This window comes from Methylobacterium sp. OAE515, from assembly GCF_041806315.1.
Classification (GTDB): domain Bacteria; phylum Pseudomonadota; class Alphaproteobacteria; order Rhizobiales; family Beijerinckiaceae; genus Methylobacterium; species Methylobacterium tardum.
Map to the genome: position 1 here is coordinate 2,409,831 of NZ_JBGMUV010000001.1, position 18,323 is coordinate 2,428,153.

The following is an 18,323-nucleotide window of genomic DNA, read 5'->3' on the forward strand; positions in this document are numbered from 1 at the left end:
CTGATAGGCTGCCCGGGACCCGGGTCCAAGCCGGGATCTCGACGAGAGTGGGCGGCGCGGGTCCCTCAGCCGGCGTGTCGGATGGCTGCCACGAAGGCGTCCGCATCGCGAGCGACGTCGACCGCCGCCTTGCCCGGTCGGTAGAGGTTTGAACCGAGGCCGAAGCCGTCGGCGCCGGCCTCACGCCAACCGGCGATGCTGTCGGGCGTGACGCCGCCGACCGCGAGAACGCGCGTGCCCGCCGGCAGCACCGCCCGATGCGCCTTCAAGGCGAGGGGGGTGGCGACATCCGCGGGGAACAGCTTGAGTGCCGTGGCTCCGGCCGCGAGTGCCGCGAAGGCTTCGGTCGGCGTCTGATAGCCCGGCAACGCGATGAGGCCGGCCCCGACCGTCGCGCCGATGACGGCGGCATCGGTATTGGGTGATACCACCAGGGTTCCGCCCGCGTCGGCGACCGCCCCGACCTGCGCCGGCGTCAGGACGGTGCCGGCGCCGACGAGGGCGCGTCCGGCCAGCCGTTCGGCGAGAAGCCCGATGCTACGCAGCGGCTCGGGCGAGTTGAGCGGAACCTCGATGAGCGTGAACCCGGCCTCGACCAGCGCGTCGCCCACGTCCGGCGCCGCGTCGGGCGTCAGCCCGCGCAGGATGGCGACGAGCGGGCAGGCCGCGAAAGCCTTCTCGAACCGATCGCGGATGGTCATGCCCGCAAACTCCAGATGGCGTGGATGCCGGCCGTCGAGGAGCCGTCCGGCACGAGCACCGGCATTCCGCCGGCCTCTCTGATGGCGACGGCGTAGAGGGCGCTTAGGGACCCGCCGCCGAATACGTGGACCGGGCGGCGGGCGAGATCCTCCCGGGTGCCGATATCGGCACCGATCAGGATCCCGCTGGCATAGGCCGCGGCGTCGTCGAGCGCCAACCGGCCGAGCAGGATGCCGGCGCGGACCTCGAACAGGCTGGAGGCGAGGTTGTGCGAGGCGATCCCGCGGCGCAGCCCTCTCCGGAATGGTGCACCATCCGCGACTGGGCCGTCCAGCATCCCGGCCAGCACGCCGTGATGGCGAAGAAGCGCGAAGACCTCACCGGTCATAACCGTCGTGAAGTCTGTGATCGCGCCGTCCACGGTCTCGATCCACTTGTTGTGTGTGCCGGGCTGGCAGAACAGCGCCGTCGGCGGTGCGGCGCCGGCGCGGATCGCGCCCAAGATCTGAATCTCCTCGCCCCGCATTACGTCCGGCCGTTTGCCGTCGCGGAGGGCGACGCCGGGAACGATGTGCACGCCCGGGGCGGCCTCGGCACAGGCGTCGGCGAGACGCTCCAGCGTTGCGGGAGCTGCGATGTAGGGCGCCTCGAGCCAGCCTCGGTTGGAGCCGACCATTCCGACGGCGATGACCGGATAGGTACCCAGACGCTCTCGCAGCGCCGCGATCTCAACCGGATACTGATCTGCCGCGAGGGCGAGGACCCCGCGATCGTCGTGCAGGCTGTCCAGCACCGCACCCTCACGCGTCATCGCGTAGGCTCGGCGGTTGGTCGTGCCCCAATCGATGGCGATGTAGGCCGCGCGGTCGGCCATCGAGCCCTCCCGGTCAATATTTGTCTGAGTTAATCGCGTGGCGGCAAACGGTCAAGCTCGGCATACGGGACGGGCTTCAGCGCGGAGGTTTGAATATCACTCCCGGGGGATTGTCGCGCCGCATCGAGCGTTTGCGATGGACTGGTCCCGCTTGCATCGGCGATATGGCGGGCAAGAATTCATACCCGGGAGGGGCACGCTTGGCACGGGACGTCATCCTGACGACGGACGGCCTGACGATGGAATTCAAGGGATTCCGGGCCGTCAACGGCGTAGCCTTGCAGGTTGAGCGTGGGACGATCCACGCGCTGATCGGGCCGAACGGCGCCGGCAAGACGACCTGCTTCAATCTCCTGACGAAGTTCCTCATCCCGACTGCCGGGACGATCCGCTTCAAGGACCGCGACATCACTGGTGTGAAGGCGGCCGATGTTGCCCGGCTCGGGCTGGTGCGCTCCTTCCAGATCTCGGCGGTGTTTCCGCATCTGACGGTCATGGAGAACGTGCGCATCGCGCTGCAGCGGCGGCGGCGCGGCGACTCGTTCGACTTCTGGAGACCCGAGCGGATTCTGCGGGCGCTCAACGGCGAGGCGCTGGCGCTGGTGGAGGCCGTGGGCCTCTCGGACTTCGCCGACGTGCTGGCGGTGGAGCTGTCCTACGGACGCAAGCGCGCCCTGGAAATCGCTACGACGCTCGCCCTCGACCCCGAGATGCTGCTCCTCGACGAGCCCATGGCCGGCATGGGCCACGAGGATGTCGAGCGTACGGCGCAGCTGATCCGCCGGGTGTCGAAGGACCGGACCATCCTGATGGTCGAGCACAACCTCTCGGTGGTGGCGTCCCTATCGGACCGCATCACCGTCCTGGCCCGCGGCCAGGTGCTGGCCGAGGGCGATTACGCCACCGTCTCCAAGGATCCGCGCGTGGTCGAAGCGTATATCGGGGCGGGACATGCCTGAAGCGGCCCTGAAGACTCCGGCTCCGGCCGGCGCGACCGGCTCGCTACTCACCGTCCGCGGCCTGGAGGGCTGGTACGGCGAGAGCCACGTGCTCCACGGCATCGACATCGACGTCCGGGCCGGCGAGGTGATCACCCTTCTGGGCCGCAACGGCGCCGGCAAGACCACGACGCTCCGCGCGATCATCGGCATTCTCGGCCGACGCTCGGGGTCCATCGTCTACGACGGCGTCGAGACGATCCGGATGGCATCGCGCAACATCGCCCGGCTCGGGCTCGGCTACGTTCCGGAGGAGCGCGGCATCTTCGCGAGCCTGACGGTGCACGAGAATCTGATGCTGCCGCCCCGGGTGAAGCCGGGGGGCATGTCGGTGGCCGAGATCCACACGCTGTTCCCGAACCTGAAGGAGCGGGCCGGCAGCCAGGGCACGAAGCTGTCCGGCGGCGAGCAGCAGATGCTGGCGATCGGCCGGATCCTGCGCACCGGCGCCAAGCTGATCCTGCTCGACGAGCCGACCGAAGGTCTCGCGCCGGTCATCGTCCAGCAGATCGGCCGGACGATCCAGCAATTGAAGGCTCAAGGCTACACCATCGTGCTGGTGGAGCAGAACTTCCGCTTCGCCCAGACGCTGGCGGACCGGCACTTTGTGATCGAGCAGGGGCGGGTGGTCGACATGATCCCCAATGCCGAGCTTGACGCCAATATCGACAAGCTTCACGCCTATCTCGGCGTCTGACATCATGTCTCGGATCGGTCCAATCAACGGATCGCGGCAGATCAAGACGCCGTCGTACCGGGGCTCGCCGCAAGCGGGAGCCCGGAATCCAGAAACTCCGCGGGCTTGGAGCGTCGTGCAACAATCAGCTCCGACGGCGGCTCTGAATTCCGGGCTCGGCTGCGCGGCCCCGGAATGACGGTGACAAATACCAGCTCAATAATTCGACGACGCTTGGCAACTCGACCACTTCCCGTCAGCCCGAATACCGGGTCGGCGCGAGGGGGTGCACAAGATCAAGGATGGAAACGCACATGTTCGGACGTATTGGTCGGCCCGTGACTCTCGCCGCCCTCGCGGGCGCACTGATGATGGGCACCGCGGCCGCGCAGACGAACGTGAAGATCGGCATCCTGGGCGACCGCTCGGGTGCCTATTCGGATATCAGCGGCGAGGGCTCGGTGGTCGCCGCCAAGCTGGCCGTCGAGGATTTCAAGCCGGAGCAGCACGGCCTGAAGGTCGAGATCGTCTCGGCCGACCACCAGAACAAGCCGGATGTCGGCGCGGCCATCGCCCGGCAATGGTACGACCGCGACGCCGTCGACATGATCACCGACGGCGTGACCTCCTCGGTGGCGCTCGCCATCAGCCAGGTCACCAAGGAGAAGAACAAGGTCTTCATCGACACCGGCGCCGGCACCGCCGATCTGACCGGCCCGCAATGCACGCCGAACACGATCCATTGGGTCTACGACACGGTGGCGCTGGCCAACGGCACCGGGGGTGCCATGGTGAAGCGCGGCGGCAATACGTGGTTCTTCCTCACTGCCGACTACGTCTTCGGCCAGACCCTTCAGCGCGACACCAGCGCGGTCATCACCAAGAACGGCGGCAAGGTCGTGGGCTCGGTGAAGACGCCGTTCCCGACCTCGGACTTCTCGTCCTTCCTGCTCCAGGCGCAAGGATCGGGCGCTAAGGTGATTGGCCTCGCCAATGCCGGCACCGACACGATCAACTCGATAAAGCAGGCGGGTGAGTTCGGCATCACCGAGGGCGGGCAGGCGCTCGCCGGCCTCCTGGTCTTCTCCTCGGACGTGCATTCCCTCGGCACGAAGGTCGCGCAGGGTCTGGTGCTGACCGAGCCGTTCTACTGGGACCTGAACGACCAGACCCGAGCCTTCTCGGACCGCTTCGCCAAGCAGATGAAGAACGCCTCGAAGCCCACCGCCAACCATGCCGGCGTCTACTCGGACGTGCTCCACTACCTGAAGGCCGTCGCCGAGCTGAAATCGACCGCCGACGGCGCCGCCACGGTCGCCAAGATGAAGGCGATGCCAACCGACGACCCGCTGTTCGGCAAGGGCACGATCCGCGCCGACGGCCGCAAGATCCACGACATGTACCTGTTCGAGGTCAAGAAGCCCGCCGAATCGAAGGGCGAGTGGGATCTGTACAAGACGCTCGAGACCATCCCGGGCGATCAGGTCTTCCGGCCGCTCAACGAGGGCAACTGCCCTCTCGTGAAGGGCTGAGCATGCGATCGGGGCGCGGAGAACGGCCATGACCACGATCTTCGGAGTGCCGACGCAGGCCCTGTTCGGGCAATTGCTGCTCGGCCTGATCAACGGCTCGTTCTACGCGATCCTGTCGCTGGGGCTGGCGATCATCTTCGGGCTCCTGAACATCATCAACTTCGCCCACGGCGCGCTCTACATGATGGGCGCGTTCGTGGCCTGGATGCTGCTGACCTATGTCGGCCTCGGCTACTGGTGGGCGCTGGGTCTGGCGCCCCTGGTGGTTGGGGCCTTCGGGATCGTGCTGGAGCGGGTGCTGATCGCCCGGCTCTACAAGCTCGACCATCTCTACGGCCTGCTGCTGACCTTCGGCCTCGCGCTGATCATCCAGGGTCTGTTCCGCAACCAGTACGGCGTCTCGGGCCTGCCCTACGCGATCCCGGCCGAGTTGTCGGGCGGCCAGCGGCTGCCGTTCATGTTCCTGCCGAATTACCGGGCCTGGGTGGTAGTCGCCTCGCTCACCGTGTGCATCGCCACCTGGCTCGTGATCGAGAAGACCAAGCTCGGCGCCTATCTCCGGGCAGCCACAGAGAATCCGACCCTGGTCCAGGCCTTCGGGGTAAACGTGCCGCTGTTCCTGACGCTGACCTACGGCTTCGGCGTCGCGCTCGCGGGCTTCGCCGGGGTGCTGGCCGCGCCGATCTACTCGGTGAACCCCAACATGGGCGCCGACATCATCATCGTCGTCTTCGCCGTGGTGGTGATCGGCGGCATGGGCTCGATCATCGGCTCAGTGATCACCGGCTTCGCCCTGGGCCTGGTCGAGGGGCTGACCAAGGTGTTCTATCCGGAAGCCTCGGCGACCGTGATCTTCGTGATCATGGTGCTGGTGCTGCTCGTCAAACCCGCCGGCCTGTTCGGGCGCACGGCCTGACCGCGAACTGAGGCATCTCCCATGGCCGACACCGCCGCCATCGACGCCGCCCCGATCGCCGCCGCTCTGCCGACGACCCGGGACGACAAGGCACTTCACCGCCTGATCTTCGTCGGCATCGCCGTTCTGCTGATCGTGGCGCCGCTGGTGCTCTACCCCGTCTACCTGATGAAGGTGCTGTGCTTCGCGCTGTTCGCACTCGCCTTCAACCTGCTGCTCGGCTACGGCGGCCTGCTCTCCTTCGGTCACGCCGCCTATTTCGGCATGGCGAGCTATCTCTGCGCCTACACCGCCAAGCATCTCGGCTTCACGCCCGAGGTGGCGATCCTCACCGGCACGGCGACGGCGGCCCTGCTCGGGCTGGTCTTCGGCGCGCTGGCGATCCGCCGGCAGGGCATCTACTTCTCCATGATCACCCTGGCGCTCGCCCAGATGGCCTACTTCTTCTCGCTGCAGGCGAAGTTCACCGGCGGCGAGGACGGCATCCAGGCGGTGCCGCGCGGTGCGCTGTTCGGGGTGATCAGCCTCGCGGACGATCGGGCGATGTACGCCGTCGTCGCCGTGATCTTCCTGGCCGGGATGCTGCTGATCTACCGGATCATCCACTCGCCGTTCGGGCAGGTGCTGAAGGCGATCCGCGACAACGAGCCGAGGGCGATCTCGCTTGGCTACCGGGCCAGCCAGTACAAGCTCGCGGTGTTCGTGCTCTCGGCGACGCTGGCGGGGCTCGCCGGCTCCACCAAGGCGATCGTCTTCCAGCTCGCCTCGCTGACCGACGTTCACTGGGCGATGTCGGGCGAGGTGGTGCTGATGACGCTGGTCGGCGGCATGGGCACGGTGTTCGGGCCGATCGTCGGAGCGCTGGTGATCGTCACCATGGAGACATACCTCGCCCAGTTCGGCGCCTGGGTGACGATCATCCAGGGCTGCGTCTTCGTTCTCTGTGTTCTGCTGTTCCGCGAAGGCATCATCGGCCTGATCGCGCGCCTGATCCGCAGACCGCTCTGAAATATCGCTTCCGGGCTGCGCCGCTCAAGCCGGTGGAGCAGTCCCTCTCGTCGGAGCATGAAACAAGCCGTCGCCCGTGGTCACCGTTCGTTAACCAAGAACGTTCAACCTGAAGTTCCAGAACGGTCAGGTGCCGCCATGACGAAGGACCGCGCGCTCAGCGTCGACGATCCCGCCAACGATTGCCCCGTCTCGCCCGAGACGGTGGGGCAATTGATCAAATCCGACGCCGAGGGCGCCACCTACTTGCTCGACGGCATCCCGGAAGCCACCCGAGCGCGGCTGGCCGTCTGGCTCTACGGCCGCAGCCACACGCACGAGATCGGGGTCCGGGTCGCAGCAACCTGCGACGGCGCAACGCTGCGGCGCACGGCCGGGCTCGTCGGCAACGTCCTCTACGACCTGTCCCGCCGGCCCTACGCGGCGCCGAACCACGGAACGCGAACCGGCAGCGCCGGCCGGATCTCCCTGGGCGGGTCCAAGCGGCGCGCCTGAGCGCCGGACCTCTGCCGGCGCCCGATTGGATCGGGACCGCCCAAGGGTTATCTTGGCGGCAGATGTCCATGACCGCCGTCGCGCCCTCCGTCCGCCGCCTCGATCCCGTGCTCGTCGACCGCATCGCGGCCGGCGAGGTCGTGGAGCGCCCGGCCTCGGCCGTGAAGGAACTCGTCGAGAACGCCATCGATGCCGGGGCGCGGACCATCGAGGTCACGGTCGAGGCCGGCGGCCGGCGGCTGATCCGCGTCGTCGATGACGGACGCGGCATGACGCCGGACGATCTCGACCTCGCGGTCGAGCGTCACGCCACCTCGAAGCTGCCCGGGGGCGATCTGACGGCGATCGACACGCTGGGCTTTCGCGGCGAGGCCTTGCCGTCGATCGGCGCGGTGTCGCGGCTCGCCATCGTCAGCCGGACCCCGGATGCCGAGGCGGGTGCGAGCCTCACCATCGAGGCTGGCCTGAAGGGGCCGGTGCGCCCGGCGGCGGCACAGCGCGGCACGCGGATCGAGGTGACCGAGCTGTTCGCCGCAACGCCGGCCCGGCTCAAGTTCCTGAAGTCCGATCGCGCCGAGAACGCGGCCATCGCCGAGATCCTGCGCCGGCTCGCCGTTACCCAGCCCGGGATCCGCTTCACCCTGCGGGCCGATGCCGCCCAGCCGCTGGTTCTGCCGGCGGAAGGTGGGCCGGAGGCCGATCTGCGCCGGCTCGCCGCGGTGCTGGGACCGGATTTCACCTCCAACGCCCTGCCGGCGTCCCTTGCACGCGAGGGCTTCGCGGTCACGGGCCATGTCGGGCTGCCGACCTATCATCGGGCCGCGGCGACCCACATCCACCTCGCGGTCAACGGTCGCCCGGTGCGGGACCGTCTGCTGCTCGGGGCGGTGCGCGGCGCCTACGCGGACACACTGGCCTCCGACCGGCACCCGGTGCTCGGCTTGAGCATCGCGTGCGACCCGGAGCTCGTCGACGTCAACGTCCATCCGGCCAAGACGGAGGTGCGGTTCCGCGAGCCCGGCCTCGTGCGCGCTCTTGTGGTGAGCGCGATCCACGATGCGCTGCGACGTGGCGGCGCCCGCTCGGCCACGACCGGCGCGGCCCGGACCCTCGATGCCCTGCGGCCGGCCGGGCCGCCGCTCGCGATCCATACCGGGATTGCCGCGCCGAGCCTATTTCAGCCCGCGCGACCGGGTCCGTTTCCGGCCCATGCGCCCTCGGTGGCGGCGCCTCCCGGTTACGGCCGGTCGGACGCTTGGCGGCCTGCACAGGCGGCGCGCACGCCGGATCCGGCCTTTGCCCTGTCGGACGAGCGCGGTTTCGCCGAGGCGGCCCAGGCTCCGTTCGCACGTCCGGAGATCGAGGCCCCGCCCCAGGCGGATGTCCGGGCCGTTGCCGAGGCCGCGGAGGCCATCGACCACCCGCTCGGCGCGGCGCGGGCCCAGATCCACGAGACCTACATCCTCGCTCAGACCCGCGACGGCCTCGTGATCGTCGATCAGCACGCCGCGCACGAGCGGCTCGTCTACGAACGGATGAAGGCCGAGCGGGCACGTGGCGGCATCGCCCGTCAGGGATTGCTGATCCCCGACGTGGTGGAGATGAGCCCGGAGGAAGCCGAGCGGCTGGTCGCCGCGGCGCCGGATCTGGACCGCCTCGGACTCGCGATCGAGCCCTTCGGCCCCGGCGCCGTGCTGGTGCGCGAGGTGCCGGCGGCGCTGATCGGCGCCTCGGTACGGGACTTGGTCACCGACATCCTCGACGCCCTGGAGGCCAGCGGAGACGAGGAGGGCGGCGCTCCGGCCACGGAGGGCGGTCCGCTCGGGCGGCGCCTCGACGCCGTCCTGTCGCGGATGAGCTGCCACGGCTCGATCCGCGCCGGGCGGCGTCTGCGCCCGGAGGAGATGAATGCCCTGCTTCGCGAGATGGAGGCGACGCCCAACTCCGGTCAGTGCAATCACGGGCGTCCGACATCGATCGAGCTGAAGCTGTCCGACATCGAGCGGCTGTTCGGCAGACGCTGACCACCGCCGCAAACGGCACGGGCGCCGAACAGCCGCGGCACTTCGTTTCGCCTTGCGGTTGCCTGACCGGGTCCCGATCGTGGAGAGAACGGACGAGAGCGGGTGCGCCCAGCCCGACGGGCGCCTCCCGACCGCGCACGGGCATCTGCCGGAGGCCGCGACCATGGACTTCACCATCTCGCCCCGCGTCGAGGCGTACCGCACCCGGATCGCCGACTTTGTGGATGCCCACATCGTGCCGCTCGAATCCGAGCCGGCAGCCTATGACGGGCACGGCAACATCAGCCTTGCCGAGCTGGCCCGGCTGCGCGGCCTCGCCCGCGAGCAGGGATTGTGGTGCCTTCAGCTGAAGCCCGAGACCGGGGGCGCCGGGCTCGACAAGGTCGGCATGGCGGTCTGCTACGAGGCGATGAACCGCTCGATCTTCGGGCCGGTCGTGTTCAACTCGGCCGCGCCGGACGACGGCAACATGATGGTGCTGGAGAAGGTCGCAACCCCGGCCCAGAAGGAGCGCTGGCTTGCGCCGATCGTGGACGGACGGGTCCGCTCAGCCTTCGCGATGACCGAGCCGCATCCTGGCGGCGGCTCCGATCCCGGCATGATCCAGACCCGGGCCGAACGCCGGGGCGACACCTACGTGGTCACTGGCCGGAAATGGTACATCACCGGCGCCGAGGAAGCCGACCACTTCATCCTGATGGCCCGCACTTCCGACGACGCGCGGAAAGGTCTGACCGCCTTCCTGTTCCACAAGGACCAGCCCGGTTGGCGGATCCTGCGCCGCATCCCGATCATGGGACCGGAGGAGCATGGCGGCCATTGCGAGCTGCTGTTCGAGGGGCTGGAGATCCCAGCCGAGAACATCCTGATGAACGAGGGCGACGGCCTGAAGCTCACGCAGATTCGCCTCGGCCCGGCACGACTGACCCACTGCATGCGCTGGCTCGGCCTGTCGAAGCGCTGCGTCGAGATCGCCCGGGCCTACGCGGCCGAGCGCCACGGCTTCGGTATCCGCCTGGCCGACCGGGAGAGCATCCAGCTGATGCTGGGCGACCTCGCCATGCGGATCGAGATCGGCCGCCTTCTGGTCATGAAGGCCGCCTGGGCGCTCGACCAGGGCAGCTTCGCCCGTAAGGAAGTCTCGATGGCCAAGGTCCACGTGGCCAACCTGCTGCACGCGGCCGCCGACGTGGCGATCCAGATCAACGGCGCCCGGGGCTATTCCACCGACACGCCGCTCGAATGGATCTACCGCTACGCCCGGCAAGCGCGGCTGGTGGACGGGGCCGACGAGGTTCACAAGATGGTGCTCAACCGAAACCTGGAAGCCGAGGGCGATGCCTTCTGGTCGTGGCCGGTGGGCGCGTAAGCGAGAGATGACGAGCATGACCGACGTCGTGATCACAGGCGCAGTGCGGACCGCGATCGGCACCTTCGGCGGCGCGCTGGCCGCGATCCCGCCCTCCGAACTCGCGGCCCGATGCATCGCGGAGGCGCTGCGCCGGGCCGGCACGCAGCCGGAGGCGGTCGGGCACGTCGTGCTCGGCAACGTGATCCCGACCGAGCCGCGTGACGCCTACATCGCCCGCGTCGCGGCCATGGAGGGCGGCATTCCCAAGGAGGTGCCGGCCATGACGGTCAACCGCCTCTGCGGCAGCGGCCTCCAGGCGATCGTCTCCGCGGCGCAGTCCATCCTGCTCGGCGATGCCGACACGGCGGTGGCCGGGGGCGCCGAGAGCATGAGCCGTTCGCCGCATCTCTTGAAGAACGGGCGCACCGGGCAGCGCATGGGCGACGCGGTGCTGGTCGATTACATGCTCGGCGCGCTGAGCGACCCGTTCGGAAACGGCCATATGGGCGTGACCGCCGAGAACATCGCGGAGCGCTACGGCATCCCCCGCGAGACGCAGGATGCCTTCGCCGCCGAGAGCCAGGCTCGTGCGGCTCGGGCGATCAAGGAGGGCCGGTTCCGCGAGCAGATCCTGCCCGTCGAGATCCAGCGCAAGCGCGAGATGGTGGCGTTTGACACCGACGAGCACCCGAAATCGACCAGCGCCCAGGACCTCGCCAAGCTGCGCCCCGCCTTCTCCAAGACCGGCAGCGTCACGGCCGGCAACGCCTCGGGCCTCAACGACGGCGCCGCCGCGTTGGTCCTGTCGAGCGCGGCCCGCGCGGAGCGCGACGGCCGCACGCCGCTCGCGCGCATCGTCGGCTACGCCCATGCGGGCGTGGATCCGTCCGAGATGGGCATGGGCCCGATCCCGGCCGTGCGGCGCCTGCTGGAGCGCACGGGTCTGCACGCGGCGGATTTCGACGTGATCGAGTCGAACGAGGCCTTCGCGTCCCAGGCCTGCGCGGTGTCGCGCGAACTCGACCTCGACCCCGCCAAGGTCAATCCCAATGGCGGTGCCATCGCGCTGGGTCACCCGATCGGTGCCACCGGCGCGATCATCACCGTGAAAGCGCTCTACGAGCTGGCCCGCAGCGGCGGGCGCTACGGCCTGGTGACGATGTGCATCGGCGGCGGCCAGGGGATCGCCCTGGCGGTCGAGCGGCTGCACTGAAATGGCGAACGCCTTCGATCTCGCCGGCCGGCACGTCCTGGTGACCGGCGCGTCGAGCGGCCTCGGCCGCCACTTTGCCGGGACGCTGGCGCGGGCCGGCGCGCACCTGACCCTCTGCGCGCGGCGGGCCGATGCCCTGGCCGAGACCGTCACCCGCGTCGAAGGGGAGGGCGGCCAGGCCCACGCGGTGGTGATGGACGTGACCGACGCGGCCAGCGTCGAGCAGGCGCTGGATGCCGCGGAGGCGCGGTTCGGTCCCGTCCGGGTGCTCGTCAACAATGCCGGCGTCACCGCGACGAAGCCCGCCCTCGATCTCGACGAGGCCGATTGGGATGCGGTGCTCGACACGAACCTGAAGGGCGTCTGGCTGGTCGCTCAAGCGGCCGGACGGCGCATGGCCCGCCACGGCGCCGGCGGCAGCATCGTCAACATCGCGTCGATCTTAGGGTTGCGGGTCGCTGGCGGGCTCGCGCCCTACGCTGCCTCGAAGGCCGGGGTCGTCCAGCTCACCAAGAGCCTCGCCCTCGAATGGGCGCGCCACGGGATCCGGGTCAACGCCCTCGCGCCGGGCTACATCAAGACCGAGCTGAACGACGCGTTCTTCGAGTCCGATGCCGGCAAAGCCCTGATCAGGCGCATTCCGCAGCGCCGGCTCGGCGAGGCGGCCGAACTCGACGGCCCGCTGCTGCTGCTCGCCTCCGATGCCGGCGCCTACATGACCGGAAGTGTCGTCGCGGTGGATGGCGGCCACCTCGTTTCGGGCCTGTAACCGATGGATTCGGATCGCCTGCGCGACTGGATGACCAGCCATCTCGGCCGCCCGGACATTGCGATCGAGGAGATCCGCCCGCTCGGCGGCGGCTCGATCCAGGAGAACAGGCTGGTGCGCTGCCGCCTCGGCGATGGCGTCCGTAACTACGTGCTGCGCATGGATGCCGCCGCCACCATCGCGTCGAGCCGTTCGCGCGCGGAGGAGTTCCGTATCCTGGAGGCCGTCTGGCGCGCCGGTGTGCGCGTGCCGGAGCCGGTCGGGTTCTGCACGGACCCGGGCGTGGTCGGCGCGCCGTTCGCGCTCATGGGCCTGGTGGAGGGTGTCGGCCTGGGTCCGCGCATCGCGAAGGATCTGAGCCTCGGTGGTGACCGCGAGCGCCTCGCGGAAGATCTTGGACGGGAACTCGCCAAGATCCACGACACGCTCGATGTGCGCGAGCCGCTGCCGCCCGCACTGGCCTTCCTCGGGGCGCCGGAGGCGGACCCGGCCCGCGCCGAGATCGCGCGGCTCCGCGCGAGCCTCGACGGGATCGGTGTGCGGCGGCCGGCGATCGAATGGGGCCTGCGCTGGGGCGAGGTGCGCGCGCCCGATTGCCCGGAGCCGACCCTGGTCCATCGGGATTTCCGCACCGGCAACTACATGGTCGACGGGTCGGGCCTGACCGCCGTGCTCGACTGGGAATTCGCCGGCTGGGGCGATCCTACGCAGGATCTCGGCTGGTTCTGCGCCGCCTGCTGGCGGTTCGGCAGACCGGACTTGGAGGCCGGCGGGATCGGGTCCCGCACCGCCTTCTACCGCGGCTACACCGCTGCGAGCGGTCGCCGGATCGATCCGGACCGCGTGGCGTACTGGGAGGTACTGGCCCATCTGCGCTGGGCGGTCATCGCCCTGGAGCAGGGCGCCCGCCACGTCTCCGGCCGTGAATTCTCCCTCGAACTGGCGCTGACCGGCCGGATGGTCCCCGACCTGGAACGGACCATCCTGCAGGCGACCGCCCCCGGTGCCTGGAGCTGATCATGCAGGACGAGCCTTCCGGCGCCGCCCTCCTCGACGCGGCCCGCCGGGCACTGACCGAGGAGGTAATCCCCGGCCTGACCGGTCGGCCGCGCTACGTCGCGCTGATGGTCGCCAACGCGATCGGGATCGCCGCCCGCGAGATCGCCGAGACCGATGCCTTGCAGGCGGCGACCAAGCGCGTGCTGGCCGGCGCGCCGGTCGAGGCGCTGGTCCAGGCGATCCGCGCAGGCACGAGCGACGCCGATCCAGACTTGCACGCCGCGCTCACGGCGGCTGCGGAGACCGCCGCGCAGGTCTGGAAGCCTGCCGTCGCACAAGGCTGAGCGGGCGGGCAGCGGCCGAGAGCAGAGATTTCACCCGCGCCCACCTCCTGAGGGTCCCGCGCCAGCGGGCCTCGAAGGAGACTTCCAGGGATTGCGCAGCCGGCTGGAGCCCTCCTTCGAGGCCTCCGCGATGCTCCGGCACCTCAGGATGAGGAGGGTTGCTGGATATGTCGTTTCAGCGGCTCACAGTGTCCGCGCCTGCTCGCGCAGCACGAACTTCTGGATCTTGCCGGTCGAGGTCTTCGGCAGCACGCCGAACACGACCGTCTTCGGCACCTTGAACCGCGCCATGCGCTCGCGGCAGAAAGCGATCACCTCCTGGTCGGTCGGTGCGTCGCCGCCCGGCTTCACTTCGAGGAACGCACAAGGGCTCTCGCCCCAGGTCGGGTCCGGCCGCGCCACGACCGCCGCCAGCATCACCGACGGATGGCGCATCAGCACCTCCTCCACCTCCAGGCTCGAGATGTTCTCGCCGCCCGAGATGATGATATCCTTGGCCCGATCCTTGATCTCGACGGAGCCGTCCGGATGCCAGACGGCGAGGTCGCCCGTCCGGTACCAGCCGCCGGCCAGCGCGCGTCCGGTGGCGTCGGGATTGCCGAGATAGCCCTTCATCACGGTGTTGCCGCGCAGGCAGATCTCGCCGACCGCCACGCCGTCCTGCGCGACGGGCCGGCCGCTCGCTCCATCAATGACCGAGACGCCTTCGAGCGTCGCGAGCGGCACGCCCTGACGCGCCATGCGGGCGTAACGGTCGTCGTCCGTCAGAGCGGTCCAGTCGGGCTGCGCGAGGCAAACCGTGGCCGGCCCGTAGCTCTCGGTGGCGCCGTAGAGATGCGTCACCTGGAAGCCGAGTTCTTCCATCGTGCGGATGATCGTCGAGGAGGGGGCCGCGCCGCCGACCGCGCATCGCACCCGTTGCGGGAAGGCCACGCGGTCGGTCTCCGGCGCGTGCGCGATCATCGAGAGCACGATCGGGGCGCCGCAGAGATGCGTTACGCCGTGCTCGGCGATGAGACGGAAGATTGCCGCCGGCTCGACCTTACGCAGGCAGACCTGGGTCGCGCAGGCGGCGACGCTCGCCCAGGGATACGACCAGCCGCTGCAATGGAACATCGGCAAGGTCCAGAGATACACGCTCTCCGCGGTCAGGCCGAAGGTCACGGCATTGCCGAAGGCCTGAAGATAGGCGCCACGGTGACTGTAGACCGCCCCCTTCGGGTCGCCGGTCGTGCCGGACGTGTACAGGAGGCAGAGCGACTGCCATTCGTCTTCCGGGCCGGTCCAGGCGTAGTCGGCGTCGCCTGAATCCAGCAGCGCTTCGTACGGGATCGCCCCGGCGATGCCGGTCTCGCCGATCGTCACAACGAGAATGGGCTCGGCCCGATCCGCCAGGGCCCGTGCCGCGAGCGCTCCGTACTCGGCCTCGACGATCACCACCCGGGCGCCGCCATGCGCCAGGGAGAAGGCGATCGTCGCCGGGTCGAGGCGGGTGTTGAGCGGGTTCAGCACGGCGCCGAGCATCGGCACAGCGAAATGGGCCTCGATCATCTCGGGCACGTTCGGCGCGAGGATCGCCACGGTGTCGAGCCGTCCGGTTCCGAGACGCGCGAGGCCGGAGGCGAGGCGGCGGCTTCGCGTGTAAAGGTCCGCGTAAGTGAGGCGCCGGCTGCCGTCGATGACGGCGATCTTGGCTCCCGATGCGGCGGCGGCGCGCGCCAGAAGGCTCACGGGGGTCAGCGGCACGTAATTGGCGGGCGTCCGGTCCAGCCCCGTCTCGTAGGGATGACGGCCGGGTACACTTGGCCGGAGGGATGGCGGGCAGGTCTCCGGCATCGTTCTGCCTTCTGGTCGGGCGGTTGGCGTGGCGTTCGCTCCCGGGATGAAATGATTTCGCGGCACAGCCCGCTGTCAATCGTGAACGCCGCTCTGGTCGGGGCCCGGATCCGTTTCTGTCACAAGGTACGGTTGACGACGGGACGCCGCTGACGGATGCCGGTGTTGCGGGCGGCCGGCGTCTCGCGAGCAACGGGAGACGACAGTGGGGAACGACAACCTGCCGGCGGTTTCCGGCCAGGCCGGGCGCGCGATGGCGGAGGGCGGCGTCGCGCGGGCGCGCGAGACCTACGAGCGCTTCGCGGAGGCCGGCGAGATGGCGCTCAACGCGTTCGAGGCCTCGATGGCCCAGAGTTTCGAGGGCTGGCGCTCGGTGATGGGGTCCAGCCGCGAGACCGCGCACCAGCTCACCGACAGCAACGTGGCCGGCGCACGCAAGATGCGGGAGCAATGGGACGCGGCCGGCGCGCGGCTCTACAACGCCTTCGAGGATAACGCCGTCCACGCCATGGCGGCGATGCGCGAGATCGGTCACCGGATGCTGGTGGCCACGGACACGAACGTCCGCGCCACGCTGGATTTCGCCGAGCGCGTCGCCAAGGCGGCCGACGCCCGGGAAGTCGCTGCGCTGAACGTCACCTTCCTGCAGGAACAGTCGCGCCGGCTGACGGAGCAGATGGTCGATCTTCACCAGACGACCAGCCGTCTCGCCCGAGAGGCGGCGGCCCGTACCGAAGCACCGTGACCATGCTCTCGGGGGGGCAGGTCGCGGCGGGTCCGGCCGCAACGATGCCGCGTCTGGACGATCTCAGCCGTGCCGACGTGCCGTTCCGGACCGGGCAGTTCTGGGCCTACGCGCCGCACGACTTCCACCGGATCGCCTATGTCGAATGGGGGGATCCGGACAGCCCGCACGTGGTCGTCTGCGTCCACGGCCTGAGCCGGCAGGGCCGCGACTTCGATCCTCTGGGCTACCGGCTGGCCAAGATGGGCTACCGGGTCGTCTGCCCGGACCTGCCCGGGCGTGGCCTCAGCGGGTGGCTGAAGGATCCAGAACATTACGCCCTGCCGCAATACGCCGCCGACATGGCGGCGCTGATCGCCCATCTCCGCGTTCCCGGGAAGATCGATTGGGTCGGGACCTCATTGGGCGGCCTGACCGGCATGGTTCTGGCCGCGGCGGCCAACACGCCGATCCGCCGCATGGTGATCAACGACATCGGCCCGTTCCTGCCCTGGGCGCCGATCCGCCACATCGGCTCGCGCCTGCGCGACGCGCCGCGATTGCACCACAACCTCGCCTCGGGCGAATCGCGCCTGCGCACCGTGCTGGCCGCGTTCGGATCGCTGACCGACGAGCAGTGGCGCCACATCGCCAAGCACAGCTTCTTCCGCGAACCGCATGGCGGATGGCGCCCGCATTACGATCCCGGCATCGGCGACGCGTTCCGGCCCGGGCGGGTCTACAGCGTCAGCATGTGGCGCGACTGGGACGCGATCACCTGTTCTGTCCTGCTGCTGCGCGGCGCGCAATCGGACCTGCTCCTGGCTTCGACGGCCGACGAGATGACGCGGCGCGGCCCGCCGACGGAGCGTGTCGAGATTCCGGATTGCGGCCACGCGCCCGCATTGCTGGATGACGATCAACTCAAGATCGTGACCGACTGGCTCGGTCCGGCCGCGTGAGAGCGGTGCCGATCGCGGCCTGCCCGCGGATTCGTCTGGCTGCTCGAGAGAACGTCGCGGGCGACCGCAATCGATCCGTCGACCCACACCCCGATGCCGTAAAATTTCGTCGGCGTGATCAAATGTTCGATAGTCAATCTCTGCGTACTTTTGCTCGTTTTCCATGGGCGTGAATCAAGGATTTCATTGGTCTAGAGGGCCGTCACGTCATGCGCGGATCGGATATGCTGATGACCTGAGATTTCACGAGCGTGACCATTCGTTGCGTGCGCGGCGGGACTGTGGCATCAACGGCCGTCAGGCCGGGATCTCCGCCGCGCGATGAAGCACCTGAGGGTTGTTGTCGGCGGCATTGGTCCAGCCGAGCATGCCTTTCAACTGACACGACGTTCGGACTACCTCACATGGCCAATCCCACCCTCAAGCCGAAGCAGACCACGGCCATCGATCACGGGGTCGGCAGCCGCATCGCATTCCTGCGGGCCGCGAACGGGCTGAGCCAGTCGGCGCTGGCCAGCGCGCTGGGCGTGAGCTTCCAGCAGGTTCAGAAGTACGAGACGGGCAAGAACCGGGTCGGGGCGGGTCGCCTCCAGGCGATCGCCGAGCGGCTGGGTGTCCCGGTGTCGAGCTTCTTCGAGCCCGAGCCGGAAGTGGCGGGCGACAGCGGGCCGGCTCTGCTGCGCATCTCCGGCGCCGTCGAGCTTCTGCGCGCCTATAATCAGATTGCCGACGATCAGATGCGTCGCGACGTGCTGTCGTTGGTGAAGTCCGCGGCTCGGGTCGGACAGAGCCGGGCGACCGACGAGGCGCCCTCTCGCGAATCCGACTCGCGCGACGCTGCCAAAGGCGCCTGATCGCCGTCGATCGAGCCGCATGCGCCGGGTGAGCCCCAGCGCGCCG

18 protein-coding genes are annotated in these 18,323 nt (G+C 69.2%); 15 read left to right on the forward strand and 3 right to left on the reverse strand.

Annotated features, from left to right (window positions below; genetic code table 11):
• Window positions 1-65: 65 nt before the first annotated feature.
• Together ABIE45_RS11755 and ABIE45_RS11760 are read right to left on the reverse strand one after the other, a co-directional pair.
• Window positions 66-701: a 2-dehydro-3-deoxy-6-phosphogalactonate aldolase gene (locus ABIE45_RS11755; protein WP_192706876.1), complete on the reverse strand. Its 636-nt coding sequence runs from the start codon at window positions 699-701 to the stop codon at window positions 66-68.
• On the reverse strand, window positions 698-1,576 hold the full coding sequence (locus ABIE45_RS11760; RefSeq protein WP_192706877.1) for a 2-dehydro-3-deoxygalactonokinase: 879 nt from the start codon (window positions 1,574-1,576) through the stop codon (window positions 698-700). The genes ABIE45_RS11755 and ABIE45_RS11760 overlap by 4 nt, the downstream gene beginning before the upstream one ends.
• Window positions 1,577-1,776: 200 nt before the next feature.
• Here ABIE45_RS11760 and ABIE45_RS11765 point away from each other — a divergent pair, with 200 nt between their 5' ends.
• The 12 genes from ABIE45_RS11765 to ABIE45_RS11820 all read left to right on the forward strand — a co-directional run bounded on the left by ABIE45_RS11765 (window position 1,777) and on the right by ABIE45_RS11820 (window position 13,901).
• Window positions 1,777-2,535, forward strand: a complete 759-nt coding sequence (locus ABIE45_RS11765) for an ABC transporter ATP-binding protein (protein ID WP_192706878.1) — start codon at window positions 1,777-1,779, stop codon at window positions 2,533-2,535.
• Complete coding sequence (locus tag ABIE45_RS11770; RefSeq protein WP_192706879.1) at window positions 2,528-3,271, forward strand: ABC transporter ATP-binding protein; 744 nt, start codon at window positions 2,528-2,530, stop codon at window positions 3,269-3,271. Before ABIE45_RS11765 ends, ABIE45_RS11770 begins: the two co-directional genes overlap by 8 nt.
• A gap of 293 nt (window positions 3,272-3,564) precedes the next feature.
• Complete coding sequence (locus ABIE45_RS11775; RefSeq protein ID WP_192706880.1) at window positions 3,565-4,782, forward strand: ABC transporter substrate-binding protein; 1,218 nt, start codon at window positions 3,565-3,567, stop codon at window positions 4,780-4,782.
• A gap of 28 nt (window positions 4,783-4,810) precedes the next feature.
• Complete coding sequence (locus ABIE45_RS11780) at window positions 4,811-5,698, forward strand: branched-chain amino acid ABC transporter permease (RefSeq protein WP_043380394.1); 888 nt, start codon at window positions 4,811-4,813, stop codon at window positions 5,696-5,698.
• A 21-nt stretch (window positions 5,699-5,719) separates the two neighbouring features.
• Window positions 5,720-6,706: a branched-chain amino acid ABC transporter permease gene (locus ABIE45_RS11785; RefSeq protein ID WP_192706881.1), complete on the forward strand. Its 987-nt coding sequence runs from the start codon at window positions 5,720-5,722 to the stop codon at window positions 6,704-6,706.
• A 138-nt stretch (window positions 6,707-6,844) separates the two neighbouring features.
• A complete protein-coding gene (locus ABIE45_RS11790) occupies window positions 6,845-7,201 on the forward strand; it encodes a hypothetical protein (RefSeq protein ID WP_192706882.1) in 357 nt (118 codons plus the stop codon).
• Window positions 7,202-7,269: 68 nt separating this feature from the next.
• Complete coding sequence (mutL, locus tag ABIE45_RS11795) at window positions 7,270-9,225, forward strand: DNA mismatch repair endonuclease MutL (protein ID WP_192706883.1); 1,956 nt, start codon at window positions 7,270-7,272, stop codon at window positions 9,223-9,225.
• Window positions 9,226-9,388: 163 nt separating this feature from the next.
• The gene (locus ABIE45_RS11800) at window positions 9,389-10,594 is read left to right on the forward strand and encodes an acyl-CoA dehydrogenase family protein (protein ID WP_192707368.1); all 1,206 of its coding nucleotides are present in this window, start codon (window positions 9,389-9,391) and stop codon (window positions 10,592-10,594) included.
• A 16-nt stretch (window positions 10,595-10,610) separates the two neighbouring features.
• Complete coding sequence (locus tag ABIE45_RS11805) at window positions 10,611-11,789, forward strand: acetyl-CoA C-acyltransferase family protein (RefSeq protein ID WP_192706884.1); 1,179 nt, start codon at window positions 10,611-10,613, stop codon at window positions 11,787-11,789.
• Window position 11,790: 1 nt separating this feature from the next.
• A complete protein-coding gene (locus tag ABIE45_RS11810) occupies window positions 11,791-12,558 on the forward strand; it encodes a glucose 1-dehydrogenase (protein ID WP_192706885.1) in 768 nt (255 codons plus the stop codon).
• 3 nt (window positions 12,559-12,561) lie between these two features.
• Window positions 12,562-13,575, forward strand: coding sequence for a phosphotransferase family protein (locus tag ABIE45_RS11815; RefSeq protein ID WP_192706886.1), 1,014 nt, complete (start codon window positions 12,562-12,564; stop codon window positions 13,573-13,575).
• Between the two features lie 2 nt (window positions 13,576-13,577).
• Window positions 13,578-13,901, forward strand: coding sequence for a DUF6285 domain-containing protein (locus ABIE45_RS11820; RefSeq protein WP_192706887.1), 324 nt, complete (start codon window positions 13,578-13,580; stop codon window positions 13,899-13,901).
• A 183-nt stretch (window positions 13,902-14,084) separates the two neighbouring features.
• Here ABIE45_RS11820 and ABIE45_RS11825 read toward each other — a convergent pair whose 3' ends face one another.
• Window positions 14,085-15,737: an AMP-binding protein gene (locus ABIE45_RS11825; RefSeq protein WP_192706888.1), complete on the reverse strand. Its 1,653-nt coding sequence runs from the start codon at window positions 15,735-15,737 to the stop codon at window positions 14,085-14,087.
• Window positions 15,738-15,942: 205 nt separating this feature from the next.
• On the opposite strand from ABIE45_RS11825, the gene ABIE45_RS11830 reads away from it, so the two are divergent.
• From ABIE45_RS11830 to ABIE45_RS11840, 3 genes are all read left to right on the forward strand, one after another.
• Window positions 15,943-16,482, forward strand: a complete 540-nt coding sequence (locus tag ABIE45_RS11830; protein WP_192706889.1) for a phasin family protein — start codon at window positions 15,943-15,945, stop codon at window positions 16,480-16,482.
• A gap of 2 nt (window positions 16,483-16,484) precedes the next feature.
• Window positions 16,485-17,423 carry an alpha/beta fold hydrolase gene (locus ABIE45_RS11835; RefSeq protein WP_373622868.1) on the forward strand — a complete coding sequence of 313 codons (939 nt, stop codon included), beginning with the start codon at window positions 16,485-16,487 and terminating at the stop codon, window positions 17,421-17,423.
• A 404-nt stretch (window positions 17,424-17,827) separates the two neighbouring features.
• Window positions 17,828-18,277: a helix-turn-helix transcriptional regulator gene (locus ABIE45_RS11840; protein ID WP_192706890.1), complete on the forward strand. Its 450-nt coding sequence runs from the start codon at window positions 17,828-17,830 to the stop codon at window positions 18,275-18,277.
• The last annotated feature ends 46 nt before the right edge of the window (window positions 18,278-18,323 follow it).

Bases quoted from the DNA above. Each gene is read 5' to 3' on its own strand.
- ABIE45_RS11780 (WP_043380394.1), top strand. From the start codon at position 4,811: ATGACCACGATCTTCGGAGTGCCGACGCAGGCCCTGTTCGGGCAATTG.
- ABIE45_RS11835 (WP_373622868.1), top strand. From the start codon at position 16,485: ATGCTCTCGGGGGGGCAGGTCGCGGCGGGTCCGGCCGCAACGATGCCG.
- ABIE45_RS11825 (WP_192706888.1), bottom strand. From the start codon at position 15,737: ATGCCGGAGACCTGCCCGCCATCCCTCCGGCCAAGTGTACCCGGCCGT.
- ABIE45_RS11760 (WP_192706877.1), bottom strand. From the start codon at position 1,576: ATGGCCGACCGCGCGGCCTACATCGCCATCGATTGGGGCACGACCAAC.
- ABIE45_RS11815 (WP_192706886.1), top strand. From the start codon at position 12,562: ATGGATTCGGATCGCCTGCGCGACTGGATGACCAGCCATCTCGGCCGC.
- ABIE45_RS11805 (WP_192706884.1), top strand. From the start codon at position 10,611: ATGACCGACGTCGTGATCACAGGCGCAGTGCGGACCGCGATCGGCACC.
- ABIE45_RS11820 (WP_192706887.1), top strand. From the start codon at position 13,578: ATGCAGGACGAGCCTTCCGGCGCCGCCCTCCTCGACGCGGCCCGCCGG.
- ABIE45_RS11770 (WP_192706879.1), top strand. From the start codon at position 2,528: ATGCCTGAAGCGGCCCTGAAGACTCCGGCTCCGGCCGGCGCGACCGGC.
- ABIE45_RS11800 (WP_192707368.1), top strand. From the start codon at position 9,389: ATGGACTTCACCATCTCGCCCCGCGTCGAGGCGTACCGCACCCGGATC.
- ABIE45_RS11840 (WP_192706890.1), top strand. From the start codon at position 17,828: ATGGCCAATCCCACCCTCAAGCCGAAGCAGACCACGGCCATCGATCAC.
- ABIE45_RS11755 (WP_192706876.1), bottom strand. From the start codon at position 701: ATGACCATCCGCGATCGGTTCGAGAAGGCTTTCGCGGCCTGCCCGCTC.
- mutL (WP_192706883.1), top strand. From the start codon at position 7,270: ATGACCGCCGTCGCGCCCTCCGTCCGCCGCCTCGATCCCGTGCTCGTC.
- ABIE45_RS11790 (WP_192706882.1), top strand. From the start codon at position 6,845: ATGACGAAGGACCGCGCGCTCAGCGTCGACGATCCCGCCAACGATTGC.
- ABIE45_RS11775 (WP_192706880.1), top strand. From the start codon at position 3,565: ATGTTCGGACGTATTGGTCGGCCCGTGACTCTCGCCGCCCTCGCGGGC.
- ABIE45_RS11810 (WP_192706885.1), top strand. From the start codon at position 11,791: ATGGCGAACGCCTTCGATCTCGCCGGCCGGCACGTCCTGGTGACCGGC.
- ABIE45_RS11785 (WP_192706881.1), top strand. From the start codon at position 5,720: ATGGCCGACACCGCCGCCATCGACGCCGCCCCGATCGCCGCCGCTCTG.